General features: G+C 68.7%; 23 protein-coding genes. 15 read left to right on the top strand and 8 right to left on the bottom strand.

Annotated elements, in window-relative coordinates:
• Window positions 1-263: 263 nt before the first annotated feature.
• Both F8O03_RS16775 and F8O03_RS16770 read right to left on the bottom strand, forming a co-directional pair.
• On the bottom strand, window positions 264-671 hold the full coding sequence (locus tag F8O03_RS16775) for an arsenate-mycothiol transferase ArsC (RefSeq protein ID WP_151424886.1): 408 nt from the start codon (window positions 669-671) through the stop codon (window positions 264-266).
• Window positions 668-1,039: an ArsR/SmtB family transcription factor gene (locus F8O03_RS16770; protein WP_151424885.1), complete on the bottom strand. Its 372-nt coding sequence runs from the start codon at window positions 1,037-1,039 to the stop codon at window positions 668-670. The genes F8O03_RS16775 and F8O03_RS16770 overlap by 4 nt, the downstream gene beginning before the upstream one ends.
• A gap of 100 nt (window positions 1,040-1,139) precedes the next feature.
• On the opposite strand from F8O03_RS16770, the gene arsB reads away from it, so the two are divergent.
• From arsB to F8O03_RS16745, 5 genes are read left to right on the top strand one after another with little or no spacing between them, the layout of a single operon-like run.
• Window positions 1,140-2,234 (top strand): ACR3 family arsenite efflux transporter, encoded by a 1,095-nt coding sequence (gene arsB / locus F8O03_RS16765; RefSeq protein WP_151424884.1) that lies wholly within the window; start codon window positions 1,140-1,142, stop codon window positions 2,232-2,234.
• A 57-nt stretch (window positions 2,235-2,291) separates the two neighbouring features.
• Window positions 2,292-2,702 carry an arsenate reductase ArsC gene (locus F8O03_RS16760; RefSeq protein ID WP_151424883.1) on the top strand — a complete coding sequence of 137 codons (411 nt, stop codon included), beginning with the start codon at window positions 2,292-2,294 and terminating at the stop codon, window positions 2,700-2,702.
• Window positions 2,703-2,708: 6 nt separating this feature from the next.
• A complete protein-coding gene (locus F8O03_RS16755; protein ID WP_151424882.1) occupies window positions 2,709-3,389 on the top strand; it encodes an arsenate reductase ArsC in 681 nt (226 codons plus the stop codon).
• Entirely contained in the window at window positions 3,386-4,375 is a 990-nt protein-coding gene (gene trxB, locus F8O03_RS16750) for a thioredoxin-disulfide reductase (RefSeq protein WP_208851897.1), read from the top strand. The genes F8O03_RS16755 and trxB overlap by 4 nt, the downstream gene beginning before the upstream one ends.
• A gap of 15 nt (window positions 4,376-4,390) precedes the next feature.
• The gene (locus tag F8O03_RS16745; protein ID WP_208851896.1) at window positions 4,391-5,770 is read left to right on the top strand and encodes an FAD-dependent oxidoreductase; all 1,380 of its coding nucleotides are present in this window, start codon (window positions 4,391-4,393) and stop codon (window positions 5,768-5,770) included.
• 70 nt (window positions 5,771-5,840) lie between these two features.
• Here the strand turns inward: F8O03_RS16745 and F8O03_RS16740 are convergent, their stop codons facing one another.
• Both F8O03_RS16740 and F8O03_RS16735 read right to left on the bottom strand, forming a co-directional pair.
• Entirely contained in the window at window positions 5,841-6,353 is a 513-nt protein-coding gene (locus tag F8O03_RS16740; RefSeq protein WP_151424881.1) for a response regulator, read from the bottom strand.
• A complete protein-coding gene (locus F8O03_RS16735) occupies window positions 6,350-7,105 on the bottom strand; it encodes a sensor histidine kinase (protein ID WP_208851895.1) in 756 nt (251 codons plus the stop codon). The genes F8O03_RS16740 and F8O03_RS16735 overlap by 4 nt, the downstream gene beginning before the upstream one ends.
• Before the next feature lie 450 nt (window positions 7,106-7,555).
• Between F8O03_RS16735 and F8O03_RS16730 the strand changes: the two genes are divergently transcribed.
• Both F8O03_RS16730 and F8O03_RS16725 read left to right on the top strand, forming a co-directional pair.
• Window positions 7,556-8,218, top strand: a complete 663-nt coding sequence (locus F8O03_RS16730) for a stage II sporulation protein M (protein WP_151424880.1) — start codon at window positions 7,556-7,558, stop codon at window positions 8,216-8,218.
• A gap of 159 nt (window positions 8,219-8,377) precedes the next feature.
• On the top strand, window positions 8,378-8,869 hold the full coding sequence (locus tag F8O03_RS16725) for a hypothetical protein (RefSeq protein WP_151424879.1): 492 nt from the start codon (window positions 8,378-8,380) through the stop codon (window positions 8,867-8,869).
• Between the two features lie 100 nt (window positions 8,870-8,969).
• Here F8O03_RS16725 and F8O03_RS16720 read toward each other — a convergent pair whose 3' ends face one another.
• Window positions 8,970-9,719, bottom strand: a complete 750-nt coding sequence (locus tag F8O03_RS16720; RefSeq protein WP_244296348.1) for a GntR family transcriptional regulator — start codon at window positions 9,717-9,719, stop codon at window positions 8,970-8,972.
• A gap of 205 nt (window positions 9,720-9,924) precedes the next feature.
• Between F8O03_RS16720 and F8O03_RS16715 the strand changes: the two genes are divergently transcribed.
• The 8 genes from F8O03_RS16715 (at window position 9,925) to F8O03_RS16680 (ending at window position 18,753) form a co-directional block, all read left to right on the top strand.
• Window positions 9,925-10,845 (top strand): phosphate/phosphite/phosphonate ABC transporter substrate-binding protein, encoded by a 921-nt coding sequence (locus F8O03_RS16715; protein WP_151424878.1) that lies wholly within the window; start codon window positions 9,925-9,927, stop codon window positions 10,843-10,845.
• A gap of 49 nt (window positions 10,846-10,894) precedes the next feature.
• Window positions 10,895-11,722: a phosphonate ABC transporter ATP-binding protein gene (gene phnC / locus F8O03_RS16710; RefSeq protein WP_151424877.1), complete on the top strand. Its 828-nt coding sequence runs from the start codon at window positions 10,895-10,897 to the stop codon at window positions 11,720-11,722.
• Window positions 11,719-13,464, top strand: coding sequence for a PhnE/PtxC family ABC transporter permease (locus F8O03_RS16705; protein ID WP_151424876.1), 1,746 nt, complete (start codon window positions 11,719-11,721; stop codon window positions 13,462-13,464). Before phnC ends, F8O03_RS16705 begins: the two co-directional genes overlap by 4 nt.
• Window positions 13,461-14,630, top strand: coding sequence for a TIGR03364 family FAD-dependent oxidoreductase (locus tag F8O03_RS16700; protein ID WP_151424875.1), 1,170 nt, complete (start codon window positions 13,461-13,463; stop codon window positions 14,628-14,630). The genes F8O03_RS16705 and F8O03_RS16700 overlap by 4 nt, the downstream gene beginning before the upstream one ends.
• Complete coding sequence (locus tag F8O03_RS16695) at window positions 14,627-15,364, top strand: phosphonatase-like hydrolase (protein WP_151424874.1); 738 nt, start codon at window positions 14,627-14,629, stop codon at window positions 15,362-15,364. The genes F8O03_RS16700 and F8O03_RS16695 overlap by 4 nt, the downstream gene beginning before the upstream one ends.
• Entirely contained in the window at window positions 15,361-16,581 is a 1,221-nt protein-coding gene (locus F8O03_RS16690) for a zinc-binding dehydrogenase (protein ID WP_244296347.1), read from the top strand. Before F8O03_RS16695 ends, F8O03_RS16690 begins: the two co-directional genes overlap by 4 nt.
• Window positions 16,578-17,831 (top strand): MFS transporter, encoded by a 1,254-nt coding sequence (locus F8O03_RS16685; RefSeq protein WP_151424873.1) that lies wholly within the window; start codon window positions 16,578-16,580, stop codon window positions 17,829-17,831. The genes F8O03_RS16690 and F8O03_RS16685 overlap by 4 nt, the downstream gene beginning before the upstream one ends.
• Window positions 17,832-17,961: 130 nt before the next feature.
• Window positions 17,962-18,753 (top strand): CPBP family intramembrane glutamic endopeptidase, encoded by a 792-nt coding sequence (locus tag F8O03_RS16680; protein ID WP_151424872.1) that lies wholly within the window; start codon window positions 17,962-17,964, stop codon window positions 18,751-18,753.
• A gap of 354 nt (window positions 18,754-19,107) precedes the next feature.
• Here F8O03_RS16680 and F8O03_RS16675 read toward each other — a convergent pair whose 3' ends face one another.
• From F8O03_RS16675 to F8O03_RS16665, 3 genes are all read right to left on the bottom strand, one after another.
• A complete protein-coding gene (locus tag F8O03_RS16675; protein WP_151424871.1) occupies window positions 19,108-20,130 on the bottom strand; it encodes an NAD(P)H-dependent flavin oxidoreductase in 1,023 nt (340 codons plus the stop codon).
• Between the two features lie 18 nt (window positions 20,131-20,148).
• A complete protein-coding gene (locus F8O03_RS16670) occupies window positions 20,149-20,784 on the bottom strand; it encodes a Type 1 glutamine amidotransferase-like domain-containing protein (RefSeq protein WP_151424870.1) in 636 nt (211 codons plus the stop codon).
• Window positions 20,785-20,816: 32 nt separating this feature from the next.
• Window positions 20,817-21,224, bottom strand: a 408-nt coding sequence (locus F8O03_RS16665; protein WP_151424869.1) for a CPBP family intramembrane glutamic endopeptidase, incomplete at its 5' end; no start/stop codon positions are given.

Genomic DNA, 21,224 nt, shown 5'->3' with positions numbered 1-21,224 from the left:
ATGAGTGGCTCTTCCCCGGGATCGTGCCAGGACAGCATCTCGCCGCAGCTACGGGCATTGGGTTGCTCACGCGCGCGGGCCTGCGAGTGCGAGTACTTCGCACATCCAGGCTCGCCCTGCTGTCACAGACCGTGCCGGCAAGGGTGCTCGCTGATGTAATTGGGATCAGCACGCAGACCGCGCATGCCCGGAGCATCGCATCGGGCGGTGCTTGGCAGAGCTACCCCGAGCTGCGGCGCAACTGAACCGCTCGGACTGCGGCGTCAGAGGCGGTGGTTGAGGACTTCGACGCGGGCGCGGATGTCGTCACGAACGAGGCGCATGCGGTCCATGCCCTCGATGCCGCGCTCGGAGGGTTCGTCGGTGATCCACGTCTCGAGCCCAACACCGGCAGTTTCCGGTACGCGCGCTTCTGCGCCGAGGACGACGATGAGGTCGGCCGCGTCGATCATCTCCGGGGTGAGCTGCTTCGGGTGCTCATCTCCGACGCTCACGCCGATCTCGGCGAGCGAATCCACGGACTGCTGGTTGAGGGCGGTGCCAGGCTTCGTGCCCGCGGACGTGACCTGCACCTCGGGGCCGGCGACGGAGCGCATGAGCGCTGCGGCCATCTGCGACTTGCCGCCGTTCTTCTGGCAGACAAAGACGATGTTGCGGGGACTCGTGGTCATCGGGTCGCTCCGGTGAGTTCGTTGCTGGTGAGGAGGGCGGCGAGTGAGTCGAGCGCGCCGGGGACGAGGCTGAAGTACGCCCACGAGCCGCGCTTCTCGCGGGAGAGGATGCCCGCCTCGACCAGGATCTTCAGGTGGTGGGAGACGGTGGGCTGCCCGAGTCCGAGCGGCTCCGTGAGGTCGCAGGCGCACGCCTCTGCCTTTTCCTGTGCCGCGATCATCGAGATGAGCCGCAGGCGGGCCGGATCAGCGATGACCTTGAGGGTGCGGGCCAGTATCTCGGCGTTCTCCGCGGAGATCGCCTCGTCGGTGAGAGGCTCGCAGCACGCGGTCACGTCGGTGAGCGGCAGGAGTTGCGTGAACGACATCTGAACGTCCTCCAAGGAAATTGACAGTCATCGATACCCTAGCCATACTCGTATCGATCCGCATCAATATCGACCGAGATCAATATTCCTCTGGAGCTTCATGACTGCTGTCACCCCGCCCGCCAAGCTCGGCACCACGGACCGGTTCCTGCCGGTCTGGATCATCGGGGCCATGGCCCTCGGCCTCGCTCTCGCGGTGTTCGTCCCTGCGGTCGGGGAAGCGCTGCACGCGTTCGAGATCGGCTCGGTGAGTGTCCCGATTGCTGTCGGGCTGCTGGTGATGATGTATCCGGTGCTCGCGAAGGTCCGCTACTCGGATGCCCGCGCGGTCGCGGGGGATCGGAAGCTGCTGATCTCCTCGCTCGTCATGAACTGGCTCGTGGGGCCCGCGCTCATGTTCGCCCTCGCGTGGCTGCTGCTGCCGGATCTGCCGGAGTACCGAACCGGGCTCATCATCGTGGGCCTGGCGCGCTGCATCGCGATGGTGCTGATCTGGAACGACCTCGCCTGCGGAGACCGGGAGGCGGCCGCGTTCCTCGTGGCGCTGAACTCCGTGTTCCAGGTCATCATGTTCGGCGCGCTCGGCTGGTTCTACCTCCAGCTGCTCCCGTCCTGGCTGGGCCTGCCCACGACGAGCGCGGACTTCTCCTTCTGGGCCATCACGATCAGCGTGCTCGTGTTCCTCGGCATCCCGCTGCTCGCCGGCTACCTCTCCCGCCGCATCGGGGAGTCAACGAAGGGCCGCGACTGGTACGAGTCCAGGTTTCTCCCAAAGGTGGGCCCATTCGCGCTCTACGGGCTGCTGTTCACCATCGTCATGCTCTTCGCCCTCCAGGGGCAGCAGGTCATCGACCGCCCCTGGGACGTCGCACGCATCGCTCTGCCGCTGCTCATCTACTTCGCCGTCACCTTCCTCCTCGGCTTCGGGCTCGGGAAGCTCGTGGGGCTCGGTTACGAGCGCACCACGACGCTCGCGTTCACCGCGGCGGGCAACAACTTCGAGCTCGCGATCGCCGTCGCCATCGGCACCTTCGGCGTGACCAGCGGGCAGGCCCTCGCGGGCATCGTCGGCCCACTGATCGAGGTGCCCGTACTCGTCGCCCTCGTCTACGTCGCCCTCTGGCTGCGCCCCCGGCTCTTCCCCGCCGCAGCAGCCAGCCCGGCACCCGCTGCGTCGACGTCCACTCTCGTCTGACCCCGCTCCACGCACCTCTCTCTGACCCGCTTCACCCACCTCTGTGAAAGGCCCCTGATGTCCACGAAACCTTCCGTGCTCTTCGTCTGCGTCCACAACGCTGGCCGCTCCCAGATGGCCGCCGGCTACCTCACCGCCCTCGCAGGCGGGCGTATCGAGGTGCTCTCCGCGGGGAGCGAGCCGAAAGACCAGATCAACCCCGTCGCCGTCGAGGCCATGGCCGAAGAGGGCATCGACATCGCCGGCAACACCCCGAAAGTGCTCACCACGGAAGCCGTCCAGGCCTCCGACGTCGTGATCACCATGGGCTGCGGCGACGCCTGCCCCTTCTTCCCCGGCAAGCGGTACGAGGACTGGAAGCTCGACGATCCCGCAGGCCAGGGCATCGAGGCCGTGCGTCCCATCCGCGACGACATCAAGCAGCACGTCGAGGCACTCATCGCTGACCTGCTTCCCGTGAAGGCGTAGCCGACCATGACCGATCTCAGCCAGCGCCGCGGCCTGCCCGGCCTCACCTACCCCGAAGCCTCCCTCCAGCGCCTCGCTGGCGAGCTGGCCGAGCAGTTCACCGGCATCTTCACTCCAGAAACCGTCGAGCGGTACGTGCTCGAGTCCTACGCGGCCCTGCTGCGCACCTCCACCGTCAAAGCGCACCTGGTCACCAACACGACGAGGTTCGCGAAAGACCGCCTCACCGCGCTCGCGCAAGCCAAGGGCGACATCGCCCGCCCCGTGCCGGAAATCCTGTTCCTGTGCGAGCAGAATGCAGGCCGCTCGCAGATGGCCGCGGTCCTCACCCAGGCACTCGCCGGCAACCAGGTGCACGTACGCTCCGCTGGCTCCGCACCCGCGAAGGCGCTCCACCCGGAAGCGGTCGACGCGATGGCAGAACTCGGCCTCGACCTCGGCCAAGAATTCCCCAAGCCCCTCACCGACGACGTCGTGCAAGCCGCGGACGTCGTCATCACGATGGGCTGCGGCGACGCCTGCCCGGTCTACCCCGGCAAGCAGTACCAGGACTGGAACCTCACCGATCCGTCCGGACTGGGTGCCGACGAGGTGCGGGCGATCCGCGACCAGCTGCACACGCACGTGACCGAGCTGCTCGCGAGCCTCGGTGTCACCCCCATGGCGCTCGAAGGCTCCCGCGCGTGAGCGTCGAGAACGTCATCGTCGTCGGCTCCGGCCCTGCCGGGTACACGGCCGCGATCTACCTGGCCCGCGCCGGCCTCTCCCCGGTGCTGCTCACCAGCGCCGTCGAAGCGGGCGGCGCGCTCGTGAACACCACGGAGGTCGAGAAATTTCCGGGATTCCCGGCCGGCATCCTCGGCCCCGACCTGATGGAGAACATGCGCCAGCAGGCCGAGCGGTTCGGGACGCGCATCGTCATCGACGACGCCACCGCCCTGCGGCTCGACGGCCCGATCAAGACCGTCGAAACCGGTTACTCGGGCACGTTCGAGGCGCACGCCATCGTCCTGGCCATGGGGTCCGCGTACCGGAAACTCGGCGTTCCGGGTGAAGAGCGACTGACCGGGCACGGGGTGTCCTGGTGTGCGACGTGTGACGGGTTCTTCTTCAAGGGCCAGGACATCGCGGTCGTGGGCGGTGGGGACTCCGCCCTGGAGGAGGCGATGTTCCTTACTCGCTTCGCGAACAGCGTCACCCTCATCCACCGCCGCGATTCGCTGCGCGCCTCGAAGATCATGCAGGACCGTGCATTCGCGAACCCGCGCATCACCGTGCGCTGGAACTCGGAAGTGCTCGAAGCGGTCGGCATCGATCACCTCGAATCGCTGCGTCTGCGCGACAGCGTCACGGGCGAGCTCGATGAGCTGCCCGCGACGGGCCTGTTCATCGCCGTTGGGCACGACCCCCGCAGCGAGCTCGTCGACGGGCAGGTCGACGTCGATGAGAACCGGTACGTGCGCGTGAGCGCACCCACCACCCACACCTCCCTCCCCGGGGTGTTCGCCGCAGGCGACCTGGTCGACTTCCGGTATCGGCAGGCGATCACCGCCGCGGGCACCGGCTGCGCCGCAGCCCAAGACGCGGAGCACTACCTCGCCTCCGCCGGCCTCGCCACCTACCCGCAGGCCGTCACCGCGGAACTCGACGCGGCCGCCACCCCCGTCCGCTAATCCAAGGAGCCAGTCATGACCACCTCCCCAGCCCCCACCCCAGCATCGACCATGGGGCTCGACGCGTTGCCGGTCGCGATCATCGGCGCGGGGCCAATCGGCCTCGCCGCCGCCGCGCAGCTGCTGGAGCGAGGGCAGGAAGTGGTCGTGTTCGAAGCGGGAGACCAGGCTGGAGCCTCTGTCTCAGCGTGGGGGCACACGCGCTTGTTCTCGCCGTGGGAGTACCTCGTCGACGAGGCTGCTGCGCGTCTCCTAGATGAGGCCGATTGGGAAGCGCCGCCTGCCAAGACCCTCCCCACCGGGCAGCAGCTCGTCGACGACTATCTCCTGCCGCTCGCCGCAGTCCCCGCCCTCGCGGACCGCATCCGCTACGGACACCGGGTGCTCGCCGTCACCCGCCGCGGCATGGACCGCACCCGCACGCTCGGACGCGAACACGCCCCCTTCGTGCTCCGCACCGAATCCACTGCCGGGGTCACCGAAACGCTCGCGCGTGCCGTGATCGACGCGTCCGGCACGTACGAGACCAGCAACGCCATCGGCTCCAGCGGCCTCGAGCCCATCGGCGCAGACCAGGTGCGCGAGCACCTCAGCCACGCCCTGCCCGACGTGCTCGGACACGACCGTGCTCAATTCGCGGGGAAACGCGTCCTCGTCGTCGGTGCCGGCCACTCCGCCGCGAACACCCTGCTGAAACTCGCCTCCCTCGCCAAGCGGGAACCTGCCACACAGATCTTCTGGGCCATTCGAGGCACGCAGCCAACCCGCGTGTACGGGTCCGCCAACGACGAGCTCGCGGCGCGAGGCGAACTCGGCGGGGCCACCCGGGCGCTCGTGACCTCCGGCCAGGTGCAGCTCCTCGACCAGTTCGAGATCGACGCCCTCAGCCCCGCAAAGGACGGCGTTCGAGTTACCGGACTCCGCGCGGGAGTCGCCGCCTCCGTAGACGTCGACGTGATCGTGAACGCGACCGGGTTCCGCCCCAACCTTGACCTGCTGCGCGAACTCCGACTCGACCTCGACACCGTCGTGGAAGCACCCCGAGCACTCGCACCCCTGATCGACCCGAACGCGCACTCCTGCGGCACCGTCTACCCGCACGGCGTGGACGAGCTCACGCACCCAGAGCCCGGCTTCTACGTCGCCGGCATGAAGAGCTACGGCCGCGCCCCCACGTTCCTGCTCCTCACGGGGTACGAGCAAGTGCGATCCATCGCGGACGAGCTCGCCGGACGCCACGAACAGGCGCGCCTCGTCACGCTCGTGCTCCCGGAAACCGGAGTGTGCTCGACCAGCACACCCGAGGAGAGCGCCGGCGTGACTTGTGGTGCCCCAGAACCGGTGAACGCTGGCGGGAAGACGGCGGCAGCGGCAGCGTCGGCCTGCTGCGCCTAGCCGGGAACCTTGTGCGACGTGCAGCAGGCGCAGAATCCACTGATTTGGTCCTCGTGAGCGGGAGTAATACTCACCGAACATTGCTCGGTACCAGTACGGAGTACCCGTCGCGCGTCTCACGCAGGACGTCGACCTCTCGGTGCGTGAGCGGCGAGTCATCGGCCATGGCGGCTTCGAGGATGTGGTGGGCGATCCACCGCTGTCCCGAGTGGACGCGTTCGATCGCCTCCACGAGGTCATCCGGGTCGGAGGCCTTGCTGATGAAGCCGAGCACCCCGAGGTCGAGGGCGCGTCGGAGGACGCCGGGTCGTGCATGCCGGGTGAGCATGAGGACCCGTTGGGTCGGCTGTTCGACCAGGATCTGAGCGACGGCCTGCAGGCCGTCCTTGCCGGGCATCTCGAGGTCGATGACCAGCACGTCGGGTTCGTGGTCGATCGTGACGGCGACGGCTTCGTTCCCGTCGCTCGCGAGGCCGACGATCTGGATGGTGCCGTCGAGGGGCAGGAGGGTGGAGAGTGCTGCGCGGATGAGGAGTTCGTCGTCCGCGAGCACGACACGGACAGGGGTGCCGCCGTTGCTCATTGCTCGGTTCCTGCCGGAGTGCTGGCGAGCGGCGGGTGGATGCGGGCCGCGACGGTGAAGGTGGGCGGTGCGTGCCGCACCGACAGCGTTCCGCCGCTCGCTTCAAGCCGTTCGCGGAGGCGTGCGAGACCACGCAGCGGCGCACGCTCGCCGCTCACGCCGTCGTTCGTGATCTCGAGGCGGTCTGGTCCAGCGGTGATGGTGACGTGCGCGGGGCTGGCGTGGCGCAGCAGGTTCGTCGTCGCTTCACGCAGGACCTGCGCGAGCAGCTCGTGCGGATTCGTGCCCGACCCGTCCGCGACCTCGGTGGTGACGTCGATGCCCGCCGCCTGGCACAGCCTCTTGGCGTTCTCGAGCTCGGCCGGCAGATTGAGTCGGCGCCGAGCGTAGGCGAGCGTCCGCGTCTCCTCGATGGTGTGGCTGGTGAGCTGGCGGATGTCCTCCAGTTCGCTGACGGCCTGGTCGGGGTCCGTGCGAACGAGGCGGTGCGCGAGAGCCGCTTTGAGCTTGATGACGTGCAGCGTGTGGCCCTGGATGTCATGCAGGTCGCCGGCGAAGCGCATCCGCTCGTTGGCAACGGCCAGCTCGGCCTCCGTCCTGGCCGCCTGCTTGAGGCGTCGAACGACGAGCCAGACGTGCTCGCTGAAGACGATGACCCCGCTGATGAACAGCGTTCCGACGGCGGGGGAGGCCAGGTAGAGGGCGGCGAGCTCCCACGTCGCCGGGTGGAAAAGGAGCGCAGTCGCACCCACTCCGGCAACCCCGGCGGCGAACAGCAGGAACCAGAGCGTTCGCCTCCTCGTCCGGCGAGGAGCATGGCCCCGACGAGCGACAGCGGGCCGTCGCGCCCTCCCACCACGACGCGGCGGTGACCGCGACGCCGAGCAGGCTGAGCGGGGCGATGGCCGCCACCGCCGTGATCATCGCAAGCTGCCGCATCCGCTGCTCGGACGGAACCTCACCTCGCTCCACCATGTCGACGCTCACCTCCGTGTCTCGGCGTCCCGATTCCTGATCGTGCGTCCGACGGGCACCTTCGCGATCAGCGCAGCAACAAGCATGCCGAGCGCAACGTACTGCAGGGCCTTCATGGTTCACCAACTCTGGTCAGGTCCGAGCCGTCCCGGTAGTGACGCAGTGTCACGACAATGCGTGACACCGCGTCACTACCGCTGGCTCTCGTCGTCCGGTGGGGTGGGAGCATGACCTCAGCACCCGTTCGAACGAAGCAGCACTCACACCTTCCGCGGTGGCGGCATCCGGTTCGCCTCATCCGAGACAACGCGCGCGCCTACATCTTGCTCAACATCGCCGCGTACGGACTCACCGCCGTCGGCTTCGTGCTCGGAATCGTCTTCCCGGGACTCCAGGCGGCGCGAGTCGACGCCCTCGAGGGCGACGGCACAGCGGGACTCGTGCAGGACCTCGTGCTCACGCCACCGCTGTTCGCGCTCGTAATCCTCGCCGTCAACATCGGCAAGGTCGGGCTGGGCTTCATCATCCTGCCGTCGCTCGTCGTGCCGTTCGCCGGGCTCGGCCTGTTCGCCTACTTCGCAGTGGAGACCGGCATCACCCTCGCCCCCACCTCGCCGATCGCCTGGGTGCAGCTCATCCCGCACTCTCTGACGCTCATCATCGAGCTGCAGGCCTACATCCTCCTGCTGCTCGGCGCGTGGCTCCTCGGGCGATGCTGGATCCTCCCTCGGACAGTCGGCGCCCCCAACCGCCGACGCGGATACCTGCGGGGGCTGCGGAGCATGGCGGTGCTGGCCGTGCCAGCGCTTGCCCTGCTCATCGTCGGGGCGATATGGGAGGCCTACTCGCTCCGCTACCTCATCCACCCGCTCGCCGAGTGGCTGCTGTGATCGCGAAGCGCCGACAAAGACGCATCCTCTGCACGGATCGCAGCCACCGTCAAGGCCCACGCGGCACTCGACCCGGATGGACATGCTTGTCATGCGCGGAGTCGACCGCGCCCAGCCGAGGCCAGGACGACACACACCTCAATCCCTCTTGGAGAGATCATGTCCGCCACGCACACCCCTTCCAACCCAAGCCGCCGACACGTGCTCAACTCGCTCGCCTGGTCAGCGCCAGTGCTCACGCTCGCTGTGGCCGGCCCGCTCGCGGCGGCGAGTACCGCCACCAGCGGCGGTACCCTCACCCTCAGCGGCAGAGCAGTCGCCCGGGAAGGAATTTTCTTCACCGGATCGAGCTACAACGGTTCTGGCGCGAGCGGCCCCTACGCGGCCCAACAGTTGCAGATCCTCATCACCCTCCCCGAGGGGGTGCCCTTCACAACCAGTGCGCCGCCCGCGGGGTTCTCGGTGAGTGCGGACGCCAACGTCGTCACCCTCACGAACACCTCCCCCTTGTCAGCCGACCAGCAGACCACGGTCCTCAACGGCTTTTTCATCACCGGCAACTTCCTTCCAGGCACCGCCTACACCGTGCGCGTCGGGCCGCCCACCCTGGCCATCGTCTACAGCGGCCTTGTCGCGGACGGCACCTTCTGAGCGACCTGACCAGAAACGCACGACTGGCCATCTAGCTCGCGCGGCCCGGCGGCTGGGATGGCTACGGGGCGGGCCCGACGCCGCGCACCGGTGACCACGGTCAGAACGCGATGGGTCGCACGTAATGACTCCCACGCTGCGACCTGCCCGACGCTGACACGGTGAAGCGCACGATGTCGCTCCGGTAGCGGTCGTCGGAGACTTCGAAGACGCGACCCGCATCGTCACGCGTCACGCGTCGCAGGCGCAGGACGGGGGACCCTTCCTCGATCTCGAGAAGCCTGGCGTCGAGACTGTCGGCCGCCTTCGCGTCGATCTCGTGATCGATGTCGGTGTAGCCGTAACCGCGACTGTCGAGAAACTCGGTGATGGACACGGTGTCGAGATCGGCGTCGAAGAGGTGACGTCCGACCTCCTCCGTGAAGGTGAGCCGCTCCAGCATCGTCGGTCGTCCATCGAGGCTGCGAAGCCTGAGGACGTGCACGACGAGCTGCGTGGGCTCGATGCCGAAGATCTCAGCTTGCGCCAGGTCGGGCCGCCGCAAGCTCACCTCCTGCGTCTCGGCCCCCGGTACGGTGCCGATCTCCCTGGCCCATTTCGTGAACGGGATGGACACATCCACTGCCTGGTGCGCCTTGCGCTCCACGACGCGTGCTGGCCGGCCGCGTCCAGTCTCGATGAGGCCCTCGCCGCGCAGCGCAGCGAGGGCGTTCCGGATCGGCCCGCGGGAGGTGCTCCAGCGTTCAGCGAGCTCCCCCTCTGACGGCACATCGTCACCCGGCGCCAGCTGTCCGCTCGCGATGCGGCGGCGGAGGTCGTCGGCGATCTGCTTGTACATAACGTCGGTCACGTAGGAATACTACTTCGCGACCGCGTAGTCCTGAGGCTGTCGGGTGAAATTGAGACCGGAGGGGTTGACCGCGATCTCGAGAGACTGGTCTCGCCAACGTAGGTGAACAACTCGTGAATCTCTCCGAGTTAGGCATACATGTTGACTCGAGTTCTGGCAGTCTCTTCACGTCCCGCTCCGACACCCCGCCCGAAAGGCACAGCACATGACCCGCGCCCTCAAGCCCGCGATCGCCCTCGCAGGCGCCGGCATCCTCGCACTCAGCCTCGCCGCCTGCTCGACCCCCGCCGCAGACGCATCAGGCTCCTCCGACTCGTCGGGCTTCGCCGTCGACTCGAACACCCTCGTCTTCGGTGTCGTCCCCGACTCCGTCGACACCGAGACCAACTACCAGCCGCTCATGGACTACATCGCGCTCGAGACGGGCAAGACCGTCGAATACCACGAGTCCACCGACTACGCGGCGCTCATCGAAGCTGCCATCGCCGGCAAGGTCGACGTGGCCTCCTTCTCGGGGTTCACCTACGTCACAGCCACGAACAACGGCGCCGAGCTCACCCCGATCTCCTCCATCGTGACGTCCGAGGGCCAGGAGCCCGGCTACTACTCGCAGGCCATCGTGCCCGCCGACAGCGACATCTCGTCCATCGAGGAGTTCGCAGGCAAGAAGGTCTGCTTCGTCGACCCGTCCTCCACCTCCGGCTACCTCTTCCCCAGCTACAACCTCCTCGAAGCGGGCATCGATCCCGAGACCGACGTCACCCCGGTCATGGCGGGCAAGCACGACGTCAGCGTCCAGAAGGTCGGCGAAGGCGTCGAGTGCGAGGCCGGCTTCGCCGAGGACAGCGAGGTCGAGAAGTCCGACAAGGTCAAGGTCATCGCCGAGACCATGGTCCCCGGTGCCCCCATCGTCGAATCGGACGCGCTGCCGGACGACCTGAAGCAGCAGCTGCGCGACATCCTCTCCGAGGTCACGATCGACGACATCGTCGCCGCCGGCGTCGAGGGCGCCGACAGCGACGGCTTCCGCAGCGTCTTCTTCGAGACCAAGCCGGTCGACGACCAGTACTACGACACGGTCCGCGACATCTGCGAGGCGACCAACGCCACGCAGTGCCAGAGCTGACCCGCGCCCGACCCAGCTGAATCGGCCGAGACCAGAGATGAGCATCGACATGAGCACACCCCCTGACCAGACCGCACCGGTGATCTCGCTGCGCGACGTCACCAAGCGCTTCGGCGAGACCACTGCGCTCGACGAGGTGAGCCTCGAGGTCGCTCGCGGCGAGATGGTCGTGCTGCTCGGGCTCTCCGGTTCCGGCAAGTCCACTCTGCTGCGCCACCTGAACGCGCTCGAGCAGTCAACGTCGGGAGACGTGACGGTGCTCGGCGACGAGGTGTCGCGCCTGCGCGGCCGCCCACTCCGGCGGCTGCGCAGCAGGGTGGGCTTCATCTTCCAGCAGTTCGAGCTCGTGCCGTCACTCACGGTGCTCGAGAACGTCCTGACGGGCGGCCTCGCCAGCATCCGCGGCCCACGCCTCGGGCTGTTCGGCTACACCAAGGCGAACAAACTGGATGCGCTGGGACACCTCGACCGCGTCGGCCTGCTCGATCGCGCCTACCAGCGCGCCGACACGCTCTCCGGCGGGCAGCAGCAGCGCGTCGCCATCGCCCGCGCACTCATGCAACGCCCCGATATTCTCCTCGCCGACGAACCCGTCGCCTCTCTCGACCCCGAGTCGAGCGAGCAGGTCATGCGTCTCATCCGTGAGATCGCCGCGGCCGATGGCCTGACCGTGGTCTGCAGCCTCCACCAGGTCGACCTCGCCATCTCCTGGGCCGACCGCATCGTCGGGCTCCGCCACGGGGCAGTCGTGCTGGATACCCCCGTCGAGGGCCTCACGAAGGCCGAAGTCATGGAGATCTACGGTCGCGTCGCCACCAGCACCGCCGAGCTCGAGGCCGTGCAGAACGAACTCCTTCAGGCGGAGGCGGCACGATGACCGCCACCGTCGCACCTTCTCCTCCACGCGCGTCCACCCCGAACCAGTCCGGAATCGGAGCACGCGCACCCCGGCAGCGCCGAGCGCCTGAGCGCATCGCGGCCGCCCTCACGCTCCTCGCACTGGCCGGCATCGCCGTCGCCGCCCTCATCGAGATCGACATCTCGCTACCAGCCATGATCGAGAGCTGGTCGAACGCCGAGCGCTTCTTCACTCGCGTCGGCGGGTTGAGCTTCCCCGACTGGCCAGAGCTGCTCGAGCTCACGGGCCTCACGCTCGGCCTCGTCATCTGCGGCACCCTCTTCGCGGCCGTGGTCTCCGTGCCGATCGCCTACCTCGCGGCCGCGAACACGACGCCGGGCCACGCTTGGCGCGGTGCTGCGCGTTTCGTCGGCGTCCTGACCCGCGCCCTCCCCGACGTGGTGCTCGCCATGGTCTTCGTGCTCATGTTCTCCCTCGGCTCACTGCCCGGCATCCTCGCGATCGGCATCCACTCGATCGGCATGATCTCGAAGATGTTCGCCGACGCCATCGAGCAGATCGACGAGGGGCCACGCCTCGCGATCCGGGCCGCGGGCGGCTCGAAGCTGCAGGAGTTCACGTCCGGGGTGCTCCCGCAGGTCATGCCGTCGTGGGTTGCGACGGTGCTCCACCGCAACGACATCAACCTCCGCGGCTCCGTCATCCTCGGTTACGTGGGTGTCGCGGGCCTGGGCCTCGAGATGTCGTCCGCCTTCAAGTCACTCGACTACTCGCTCGGTCTCGGCATCGCACTGGTCATCTTCGTGCTGTGCGTCGCAATGGAGATCGTCTCCAGCCTTGTCCGAGCCGCGATGCTCGGCGGACACCACAGCAGCCGCAACCCCATCGACAAGCTCGTCGACCGGATGCGAGGCGCCCGCGGAACCGCGGCGAACCGCCAGGTCGTCAACGCGCGCCGCTTCAAGTCGCCGCGGGACGCGATCAGACGTCCCTGGAACGCAACCCGCGTCCGCAATCTCGTCTGGGCGTGGGGCGCGGCACTCGTCGTGGTCGCGGCGGTGGTCTTCGCTGAGATCAACTGGCTCGACTTCCTCACCTTCTGGGCACGCATCCCAGACATCGCCGTGCAGTTCTGGCCTCCGTCGTTCGGCGTCTACGACTTGGCGACCATGCTCGAGGCCATGCGCGACACGATCGCCATCGCGTTCGCGGCGACGCTCCTGACCTTCGTCGTATCCCTGGTCATCGGTTCGCTCGCTGCCCGCAACGTCGCCCCAACCCGCTCAGTGCACGGCGGCATGCGCCTGCTGCTCGTCGGCATCCGCGGTATCCCCGAGGTGATCCTCGCCATCGTGCTCATCATCATCACCGGCCTCGGCACCCAGGCAGGAACGATCGCCCTCGCCATCGGCGGCATCGGCCTGCTCGGCAAGCTCATCGCCGACTCCTTCGAGGAGGTCCGGCGAGGTCCGGAGACCGCCCTCCGCGCGACGGGCGCCACCAGGCTCCAGACCTACGCCAGCGCGACGCTCCCGCAGGGCACTCCCGCGCTCATCGGCCACACCTTCTACCTGCTGGACACGAACATCCGCGCGGCCACACTGCTCGGCATCGTCGGCGGCGGCGGCGTCGGCTACTACCTCCTCAACGCCGGACAAGGCTCGAACTACCCGCTCGTGACGGCCATCGTGCTCATGATCCTGGTCACCGTGCTCCTCGTCGAGGGCCTCGCGATGTGGATGCGCCGGGTGTTCCGATGAACCGCGGCTTCGACGTCACCGTCGTCGGCTCCGGCATCGTCGGTCTCGGCGCCGCCTACGCGGCCGCCAAGCGCGGTCTGTCGGTTGTCGTCGTCGACCGGACGAGCGAGCCGATCGGTGCGAGCATCCGCAACTTCGGGCACCTGTGCTTCACGCCGCAGACTGGCGACGCGCGACGGTACGGAGTGCTGGCCCGTGAGCTGTGGCTGCAGCTCGCGACCGACGCCGGGTTCTGGCTGCGCGAGACGGGCACCGTCGTCGTCGCCAGGCATGACGACGAGCTCGCGCTGCTCGACGCGGCCAGGTGCACCCAACTGGACGACGACGACAGGCTTCCCGTCCAAGAGGAGATCCGGATGCTCGAGGTGGCCGAGGTCGCCGAACGCCTCCCCGTCAGGCCGGGCGTCGCGACCGGCGGAGCGCTCCTCGCCGCCGACCTGCAGACCGACCCGCGCACAGCCGCCGCGGCCATCGTGCGCCACCTGCAGCGTATGGGTGTCGAGTTCCGGATGCGCACGGCCGTCGGACGAGTCCGCAGCGGACTCGTCGAGACGAGCCGCGGCGACATCGCCACGGGGCTCGTGGTCGTCGCCGTCAACCACGACATCGACCAGCTGCTCCCCGACACGGCGGAGAAGCACTCCGTCGAACGGTGCGCGCTCGACATGCTCCGGGTAGACGCTCCGCTCGCGAGGCCGCTCGGCGCCCCGCTCCTCACCGGCTGGTCGCTCATCCGCTACCGCGGCTTCGCGAGTCTTCCCGAGGCTTCGGCGGTGCGCGAGCGCCTCCACGGGGAGCGCCCGGACCTCGCCGCGATCGACCTCAACCAGATGTTCACGCAGCTGCCGGACGGCTCGCTGCTCGTTGGGGACACCCACTGGAAGGGCGTCACCGTCGCGCCGTTCCAGTCGGAGGCTGCAGTGAACCTCATGCTCACCGAGGCCGAGCGCCTCCTGCAGGCCGGGCCGATGCGTGTGCGCGAGCGCTGGCAGGGCATCTACGCGACTGCTCCCAACGAGTTCCTCGTCGAGCGCCCCGAACCTGGCGTTCTCGCGGTCGCGGCGACCACCGGGATCGGCATGACCACCGGGCTCGGCCTCGCCGAGCACCACCTCGCACTCGAGCTGGACGCCGTGTCCGCTCCAACCTCGAAAGGCCTGAGATGACTATCCTCACTGCACCTCCCCAGACAACGTCCGACGCCGCGACGACCGTTCCGATCGAGCTCGTCGTGCTGGACATGGCCGGCACCACGGTGCTCGACGACGGCGTCGTCGAGCACGCCTTCCAGCGCGCCGCTGAGCGCACCGGAGTTGCCGCGCACCTTCCGTGGGCCGACGCGCTCGCGTACGTGCGGGAAACCATGGGTCGGTCGAAGCTCGACGTGTTCACGCACCTCGCGAACGGCGACACCGAGGCGGCGTCCGCCGCGACCGCCGCGTTCGAGCGTGCCTACGCGGAGCTCGTCGAGGAGGAGGGGGTGCAGGAGATCCCTGGCGCCCGCGAGACCATCGAGTCGCTGCGGGCATCCGGACTCTCCGTCGCGCTGACGACCGGCTTCGCGCCGGTCACCCGCGACGCGATCCTCCGTGCCCTCGGCTGGGAGCAGCTCGTCGATCTCGCGCTGTCGCCCGTCGACGTCGGCCGCGGTCGCCCAGCCCCGGACCTCGTGCTCGGCGCTGTGCTGCGCACGGGGACGTCGAGCGTCGCGGCGGTCGCTGTCGTGGGAGACACCGCGAGCGACGTGCAGTCGGGGCTCCGGGCGGGGGCTGGCCTCGCGGTCGGCGTGCTGAGCGGCGCGCACGACCGCGCGACGCTCGAGGCGAGCGGAGCGCACGTCGTCATCGACAGCGTCGCCGCGCTCCGCGAGCTGCCCGCGTTCCAGCGGCCCGCGTCGTGAGGTCGGACGCCGCGGCGCGCGTCGAGAAGTCAACTGCGCGCCGCGTCCACCTGCAGCCCGCCGCGACGGCCATGGTGTGGCTCGGCGTCGAGAGGCCTCTGGAAGCGGTCGCCGTGCCGGACGTCGTGCTCGGGCCGGGGGAGGTGCTCGTGGCCGTCGAATTCGCGACGATCTGCGGCTCCGACGTGCACACCATGCTCGGCCACCGGCAGTCTCCCGCGCCGGGAGTGCTCGGCCACGAGTACGTGGGCAGGGTCGTCGCGACCGGCGACGGTGGCGCCCGCACCATCGACGGGAAGGCCGTCGAGCACGATGCTCGGATCGTCTGGTCGGTGATGGCCAGCTGCGGCGCATGCGACCGCTGCACGCGGGGGCTGACGCAGAAGTGCCGGACCCTGCTCAAGTACGGGCACGAGCGCCTCACCACCAGGTGGGAGCTCAGCGGCGGCTTCGCGACTCACATGCACCTGCGGTCGGGAACGGGCATCGTCGCCGTCGATGAGACGACACCGGCTGCTGCCCTCGCCCCCGTCACCTGCGGCACGGCGACCGCGGTCGCAGCGATGCGAGCGGCGCTCAGCGCTGTCGAGCTCGACTCGCCCGCGGTGCTCGTCTCCGGAGCAGGTCTCATCGGGCTCAGCGTCGCGGCCCTCGCCAGGGATCGCGGATGTACGGTCGTCGTTGCCGACCCTGACGAGAGGAGGCGAGACCTGGCCGCGCGCTTCGGCGCGCACGCGGCCATCGATCCGGGCGATCCCGACGCCGCGGCCGAGGTCTGGGCGGGGCTTGGCTTGCCTGGCCCGGACATCGTGATCGAGGCCTCCGGGTCTCGAACCGCAGTATCCGCAGCTCTCGACGCCGTCGAGGTCGGCGGTGCCGTCATCCTCGTCGGCAGTGTCTTCCCCACCGAGCCCGTCACCCTCGACCCCGAATCTCTCGTCCGAGGTCTCGTGACCGTCCGCGGTGTCCACAACTACGCCTCGGCCGACCTCGCGGCGGCCCTCGATTTCGTCGCGGGCAGCACCGACCGGTGGCCGTTCGCGGAACTGGTCGAGGCCACATTCCCGCTCGAGCGTCTCCGAGAGGGGGTCGCGCTGGCTGCCACCGGGGGGCCGGTACGCGTCGGCATAGAACTCTCCGCATCCTCCGGTGCGGCGACTGCACCGCGCGGTCAGCGTCGCAGCAGTGAGGTCGACGCAGTGACCACGCCCAGATGACTGCATCCGCTGCCACGCATCCTCAGCCGTCGGAAGTCCAGACGACGCGACGGCGTCCGGATCCGGTGCTGGTCACGCTCTGCGTGACGCAGCTCATCAGCTGGGGCACGCTCTACTACACGCTCCCCGCGGTCGCCGCCGAGGTCGTCGCCGACACCGGGTGGAGTCTCGTGAGCGTCATGGCTGCCTTCTCCGCAGGTCTGCTCGTCTCGGCCGGCGTCGGCCTCGGCTCCGGGGGTCTGCTCGACCGCTTCGGCGGTCGCGTCGTCATGGCGTGGTCATCGGCGCTCGCCGCTGCCGGCGTCCTGCTTGTCGCCACAGCCGATAGCTTCCCCGCGTTCGTCCTCGCCTGGGTGGTGATCGGCGTCGCGCAGGCTGGCGTGCTCTACCAGGCCGCGTTCACCGTGCTCGGGATCCGCTACGGCAGTTCTTCGGGCAGGCCACTGCTGGTCGTCACCCTGGTAGCAGGCCTGGCGTCCACGCTGTACGTGCCCGCCGCCACTCTGCTCTCGGAGCTCATCGGCTGGCGCGGCACCTACCTCGTGCTCGGCGCGTTCCTCGCCGCCGTCACCATCCCGCTGCACGCGCTCCTGCTGCCGAAACGCGCCCGAACGTCCAGACCGGAGCCCAACAACGAACAGGAGGGGAATCCGGTCGTTGTCAGGACTGGTCGCTTCATGAGGCTCTGCCTCGGTGTGACGCTGCTCTCCTTCAGCGTCTACGCCGTGACCTTGAACCTCATCCCGCTGCTCGCGGCGCGAGGCATCGACGCGAGAACAGCGGCCATGCTCCTCGGACTCGTCGGTGTGGGGCAGGTAGGCGGCCGCATCCTCTTCACGGCTCTCAACCGGATCATCCCGCTGACGCTGCGCGCACTGCTCGTCGGCGCCGTCGCGAGTCTCGCGCTCGGGGCGTTCGCCCTCACCTCTGGACCGTTTGCCGTGCTCGCCCTCCTCGCGCTGCTCGCCGGGGCCGCCCGCGGGGCGCTGACCCTCGTGCAGGCCACGGCCGTCGTCGAACGCTGGGGCACGGCTCGTCTCGGCACGCTCAACGGCGTGTTCGGCGCCCCGATCACCGCGTCCATCGCACTCGCCCCGGTCGCGGGCGTCGCTCTCGCGGCAGCCGTGGGATCGTTCCCGCTCGCAGTCGCACTGCTCGCCGGCGTCGCCGGGATCGGGGCACTCCTCGTCATCGAGGGGCCCGCTGGTCCCGCTGTGCAGCATGCCCGGGGCGAACGCGGGAGTCGGTGACCACATGCCACCTTGTCGACACTCGACACCACTCACAGCCTTCACCGGCCTCACGGCCAACGACCCCTTCCGAATCGAACTCACCGGGCACCTGCCGTCCCCAGGTATCCCGTGTCGCTAGCGTGACCGTATGACTTCCCCTCACCGCCCTCGGCTCGCTCCCCGCGTCTGGCTCGGGGTCGTTGCGTACCTGACGTACCTCGCCGTGTTCTACGGCGTGTGGATCGCGAACGGGATCGACTACCCCCGCATCGGCGACAACGCGGACACACTCTGGAAGTGGTACGTTGCCCCGACTCTCGCGGGCGCGGTGGTCATCAGCATCATCGTCACGGTCTACGGCTGGTGGAGGCCCGCGGTGTTCGAGGAACGCAAGCGGATGCCGAAGTGGGCGTGGGCGTTCCCGGTGATCCTCGTCGCCGTCGCTCTCGCGAACCTGCTGCTCGGTGACACCTCGCGCTTCACTCCCACGATGTGGTTGCTCCTCGCAGCCGGCAGCCTGCTGGTCGGCTTCAACGAGGAACTCCTCACACGCGGTCAGCTCATCGTCGCGCTGCGCAGCCGGTTCGGGGAGCTCGGAGTGTGGTTCTTCAGCACGCTCCTGTTCGGGCTCCTCCACCTCCCGAACACCATCTTCGGCACCGGCCCGCTCGGCGTCTCGCAGGTGTTCATCACCTTCGTCATCGGAAGCGCCTTGTACCTCCTGCGCCGCGTCAGCGGCACCCTCATCGCAGCGATGGCATTGCACGCCCTGTGGGACTTCTCCAGCTTCGCCGCGAACACCGGCCTGATCCCCGTGATCGGGCTCCCCATCTCAGCCGCAGCAATGATCGCGGTGATCATCTGGACACGAAAAGAGAGCAACGCCGACAAGATCCCAGCAGACACGGAATCGCCCAGGGAACCACGTCAAGAGCGCTGATCCCCGGGACCAACCGGCCCACGCTTTCGGCGACTGGGTCCTCTACCTCGCCGCGCCCGTCGCACTCACCCCGATCGTGGGTGTCGCTCTCGCAGCAGCCGTGGGGTCCTTCCCGCTCGCAGTCGCACTGCTCGCTGGCGTCGCCGGGATCGGGCACTCCTCGTCATCGAGAGGCCCGCACGTCCAGACGGTCAGCCGACCCCCGGCGCACACGGGAAGCGGTGAGCACGCCGAAGGGGCGACGAGGCCTTCGCCTCCTGCGAGAGGCTTGCCGGTGGCCGATGGCTCAACGAGGGCGCATGATGCCCCGCCCCGGTCAGGCGTCTGCGCGCTCGCGAGCCGAGAGGCGCCTTCTCACGGTTCCAGGGCGTCGAGGATCGTCACGATGGGGCCGTCTTTCGCTTCGCGCCAGCCCTCTCCTGCCCAGAGGTTGACGAGCGTGCTGTCGCCGGCGGCGGTGGCCTTCGCGCGCATCGCACGGGTCAGGTGGTGGAGGGCCGGATACCCGACGGGCGCATCCGTGTGGCTTGCGACGAAGGCGTTCACGAGCGCGCGTGCGGGGCGGCCGGTGAACGCACGCGTGAGGGTTGTCTCGCTGTAGCGCTCATCTGCGAGGGCCGCCTTGTGCGTCGCGGACGCTCCGCTCTCGTCGGACCGGAGTACCACGGTTCCGACCGCGACCAGGTCTGCGCCCGCGTCGAGCACTTCGCGCGCCTGGTCGCGACGAGTGATGCCACCCGATGCGATCAGCGGCAGGTCCGTCACCGTGCGAACGCGCTCGACGAGCGTCGCGAGCGGGACGTTCTCCGGGAGGGTGTCCGCATCCCATACGCCGCTGTGACCGCCGGCGTCGTGCCCCTGAACGGTGAGGGCATCTGCACCGGCCGCCGCGGCCCGTCGAGCCTCGTTGACGGACGTCACCGTCTGGATCGTGTGGACTCCAGCCGTCTTGAGCCTCCGGAACACGTCCGGTGAGGGGAGCCCGAACGTGAAGCTCACGGCCGGGACGCGGCCCAGGATGACGGCATCCAGCTTCTCGGCCCATTCGTCGTCGTCTTCCAGCCTGGGCGCCATGGTCGCGGTTTCATCGTGCGTGGAAGCGTCCTGCCGGATGCGCTCCCAGTACGCGGCGTACCCCGCTTCGTCGATGGGATGGGGGTTGGGGACGAAGAGGTTGACGCCGAACACCTGCACACCGGCCTCCGTCACCTCAGCGATCTGCGCCTCCAGGGCCGCCGCTGTCTTGTACCCGCCAGCGAGCTGCGCGAAGTGTCCTGCGTTCGCCGCGGCGATGACGAGGGCGGGCGTGCTCGGACCGCCAGCCATGGGCGCGACGGCGATGCGCTTGAACGTGTCCAGGGGCGGGGGGAGGGACATTGTCGAACCTTTCCGTGATCACCCAGTGCAGGGTGACTCGATCACTCTCGCACCAGTTCCAGTGGCGACGAGCGCCTGGTCGTCGGCGAGGAGAACCAGCGGGTAGTCGGGGCCGTAGGTGTCCACTGTCCTGCGGATCAGCTCCGGTGGGTAGGGCGGCAGGTGCCCGTCCGCGTGCGGGATGACTGTCTGCTCGACCAAGCCGAGGCCGGCGAGATCTGTGAGCGTCGGTGCGTCCGCGGGATCATCCATCAGTGACGCAGGAGTGATGTCGGGCCCCGCGATGATCGACCCAGCGCTGGAGCCGACGTAGGGGAGCCCCGCTCGCACGAACCTGACCAAGGGCACGTCGCAGCCAGACACACGCAGCGCCTCGAGGAGCGCGAAGGTGCTGCCGCTGGCGGCGTACACCGCGTCCAACCCTTCCAGTACACGTTCGAACTCGGCCGGGTCCAGGTTGCGAACGGTGATCCCGAGGATCTCGTGGCCGAGCTTCGCCACTGCATCGCGTTCCGCTCGGACGAACGGAGCCTCGGAGAACGCCGCCTGGGCGTCGTCGATGTAGCCGAGACGGAGCGGAGCTGCCGCGCCCGTCGACTCGGCGAGGAAGGGCGCCACAGCACCGGTGCAGCGAGAAAGGAGCAGGATCTTCACGCCGGGCACGGTACCAGCCACCCCCGACAGGGTCAGGAGACAGGTGATGGCGTCGATCTGGATCCGCGTCGACTCCGGTGATCTTGGCGGGCGAGGCTCACGACGAGTGCGAGGGCGAGCGCGGCGCCGATGATCAAGGTCAGGGAGGCGATCGTGTCGCCGGTCGACATCGCAGCGTGCGTGGCGCCGTTGCTGCCGGGCTGGAGGAATCGTCCGAAGTCGCCGAGGCCGTGGAGCAGGATCGGCACCCACAGTGTGCCCGTCGCGCGGTAGGCGCCGTAGAAGAGTGCGCCGTCCAGAGCTACGGCCAACGTGTTGAGGGCGATCGTGAAGATGCCCAGGTCTTCGAAGAGGTAGCTGACGACGTGGGCGAATCCGAAGGCGAAGGACGTGATGAGCAGCGCCGCCAGCTCCCGGTGATGGCCGAGGACTGTGACGCG

The organism is Pseudoclavibacter terrae, assembly GCF_008831075.1.
GTDB classification, from domain to species: Bacteria; Actinomycetota; Actinomycetes; order Actinomycetales; family Microbacteriaceae; genus Pseudoclavibacter; species Pseudoclavibacter terrae.
The sequence above is the reverse complement of the archived record's forward strand: the minus strand, read 5'-3'. Positions and strand labels throughout refer to the sequence as shown.

Coding starts and splice junctions, on each gene's coding strand:
- F8O03_RS16775 (WP_151424886.1), bottom strand. CDS start 671: ATGACCACGAGTCCCCGCAACATCGTCTTTGTCTGCCAGAAGAACGGC.
- F8O03_RS16770 (WP_151424885.1), bottom strand. CDS start 1,039: ATGTCGTTCACGCAACTCCTGCCGCTCACCGACGTGACCGCGTGCTGC.
- arsB (WP_151424884.1), top strand. CDS start 1,140: ATGACTGCTGTCACCCCGCCCGCCAAGCTCGGCACCACGGACCGGTTC.
- F8O03_RS16760 (WP_151424883.1), top strand. CDS start 2,292: ATGTCCACGAAACCTTCCGTGCTCTTCGTCTGCGTCCACAACGCTGGC.
- F8O03_RS16755 (WP_151424882.1), top strand. CDS start 2,709: ATGACCGATCTCAGCCAGCGCCGCGGCCTGCCCGGCCTCACCTACCCC.
- F8O03_RS16745 (WP_208851896.1), top strand. CDS start 4,391: ATGACCACCTCCCCAGCCCCCACCCCAGCATCGACCATGGGGCTCGAC.
- F8O03_RS16740 (WP_151424881.1), bottom strand. CDS start 6,353: ATGAGCAACGGCGGCACCCCTGTCCGTGTCGTGCTCGCGGACGACGAA.
- F8O03_RS16730 (WP_151424880.1), top strand. CDS start 7,556: ATGACCTCAGCACCCGTTCGAACGAAGCAGCACTCACACCTTCCGCGG.
- F8O03_RS16725 (WP_151424879.1), top strand. CDS start 8,378: ATGTCCGCCACGCACACCCCTTCCAACCCAAGCCGCCGACACGTGCTC.
- F8O03_RS16715 (WP_151424878.1), top strand. CDS start 9,925: ATGACCCGCGCCCTCAAGCCCGCGATCGCCCTCGCAGGCGCCGGCATC.
- phnC (WP_151424877.1), top strand. CDS start 10,895: ATGAGCACACCCCCTGACCAGACCGCACCGGTGATCTCGCTGCGCGAC.
- F8O03_RS16705 (WP_151424876.1), top strand. CDS start 11,719: ATGACCGCCACCGTCGCACCTTCTCCTCCACGCGCGTCCACCCCGAAC.
- F8O03_RS16700 (WP_151424875.1), top strand. CDS start 13,461: ATGAACCGCGGCTTCGACGTCACCGTCGTCGGCTCCGGCATCGTCGGT.
- F8O03_RS16695 (WP_151424874.1), top strand. CDS start 14,627: ATGACTATCCTCACTGCACCTCCCCAGACAACGTCCGACGCCGCGACG.
- F8O03_RS16685 (WP_151424873.1), top strand. CDS start 16,578: ATGACTGCATCCGCTGCCACGCATCCTCAGCCGTCGGAAGTCCAGACG.
- F8O03_RS16680 (WP_151424872.1), top strand. CDS start 17,962: ATGACTTCCCCTCACCGCCCTCGGCTCGCTCCCCGCGTCTGGCTCGGG.
- F8O03_RS16675 (WP_151424871.1), bottom strand. CDS start 20,130: ATGTCCCTCCCCCCGCCCCTGGACACGTTCAAGCGCATCGCCGTCGCG.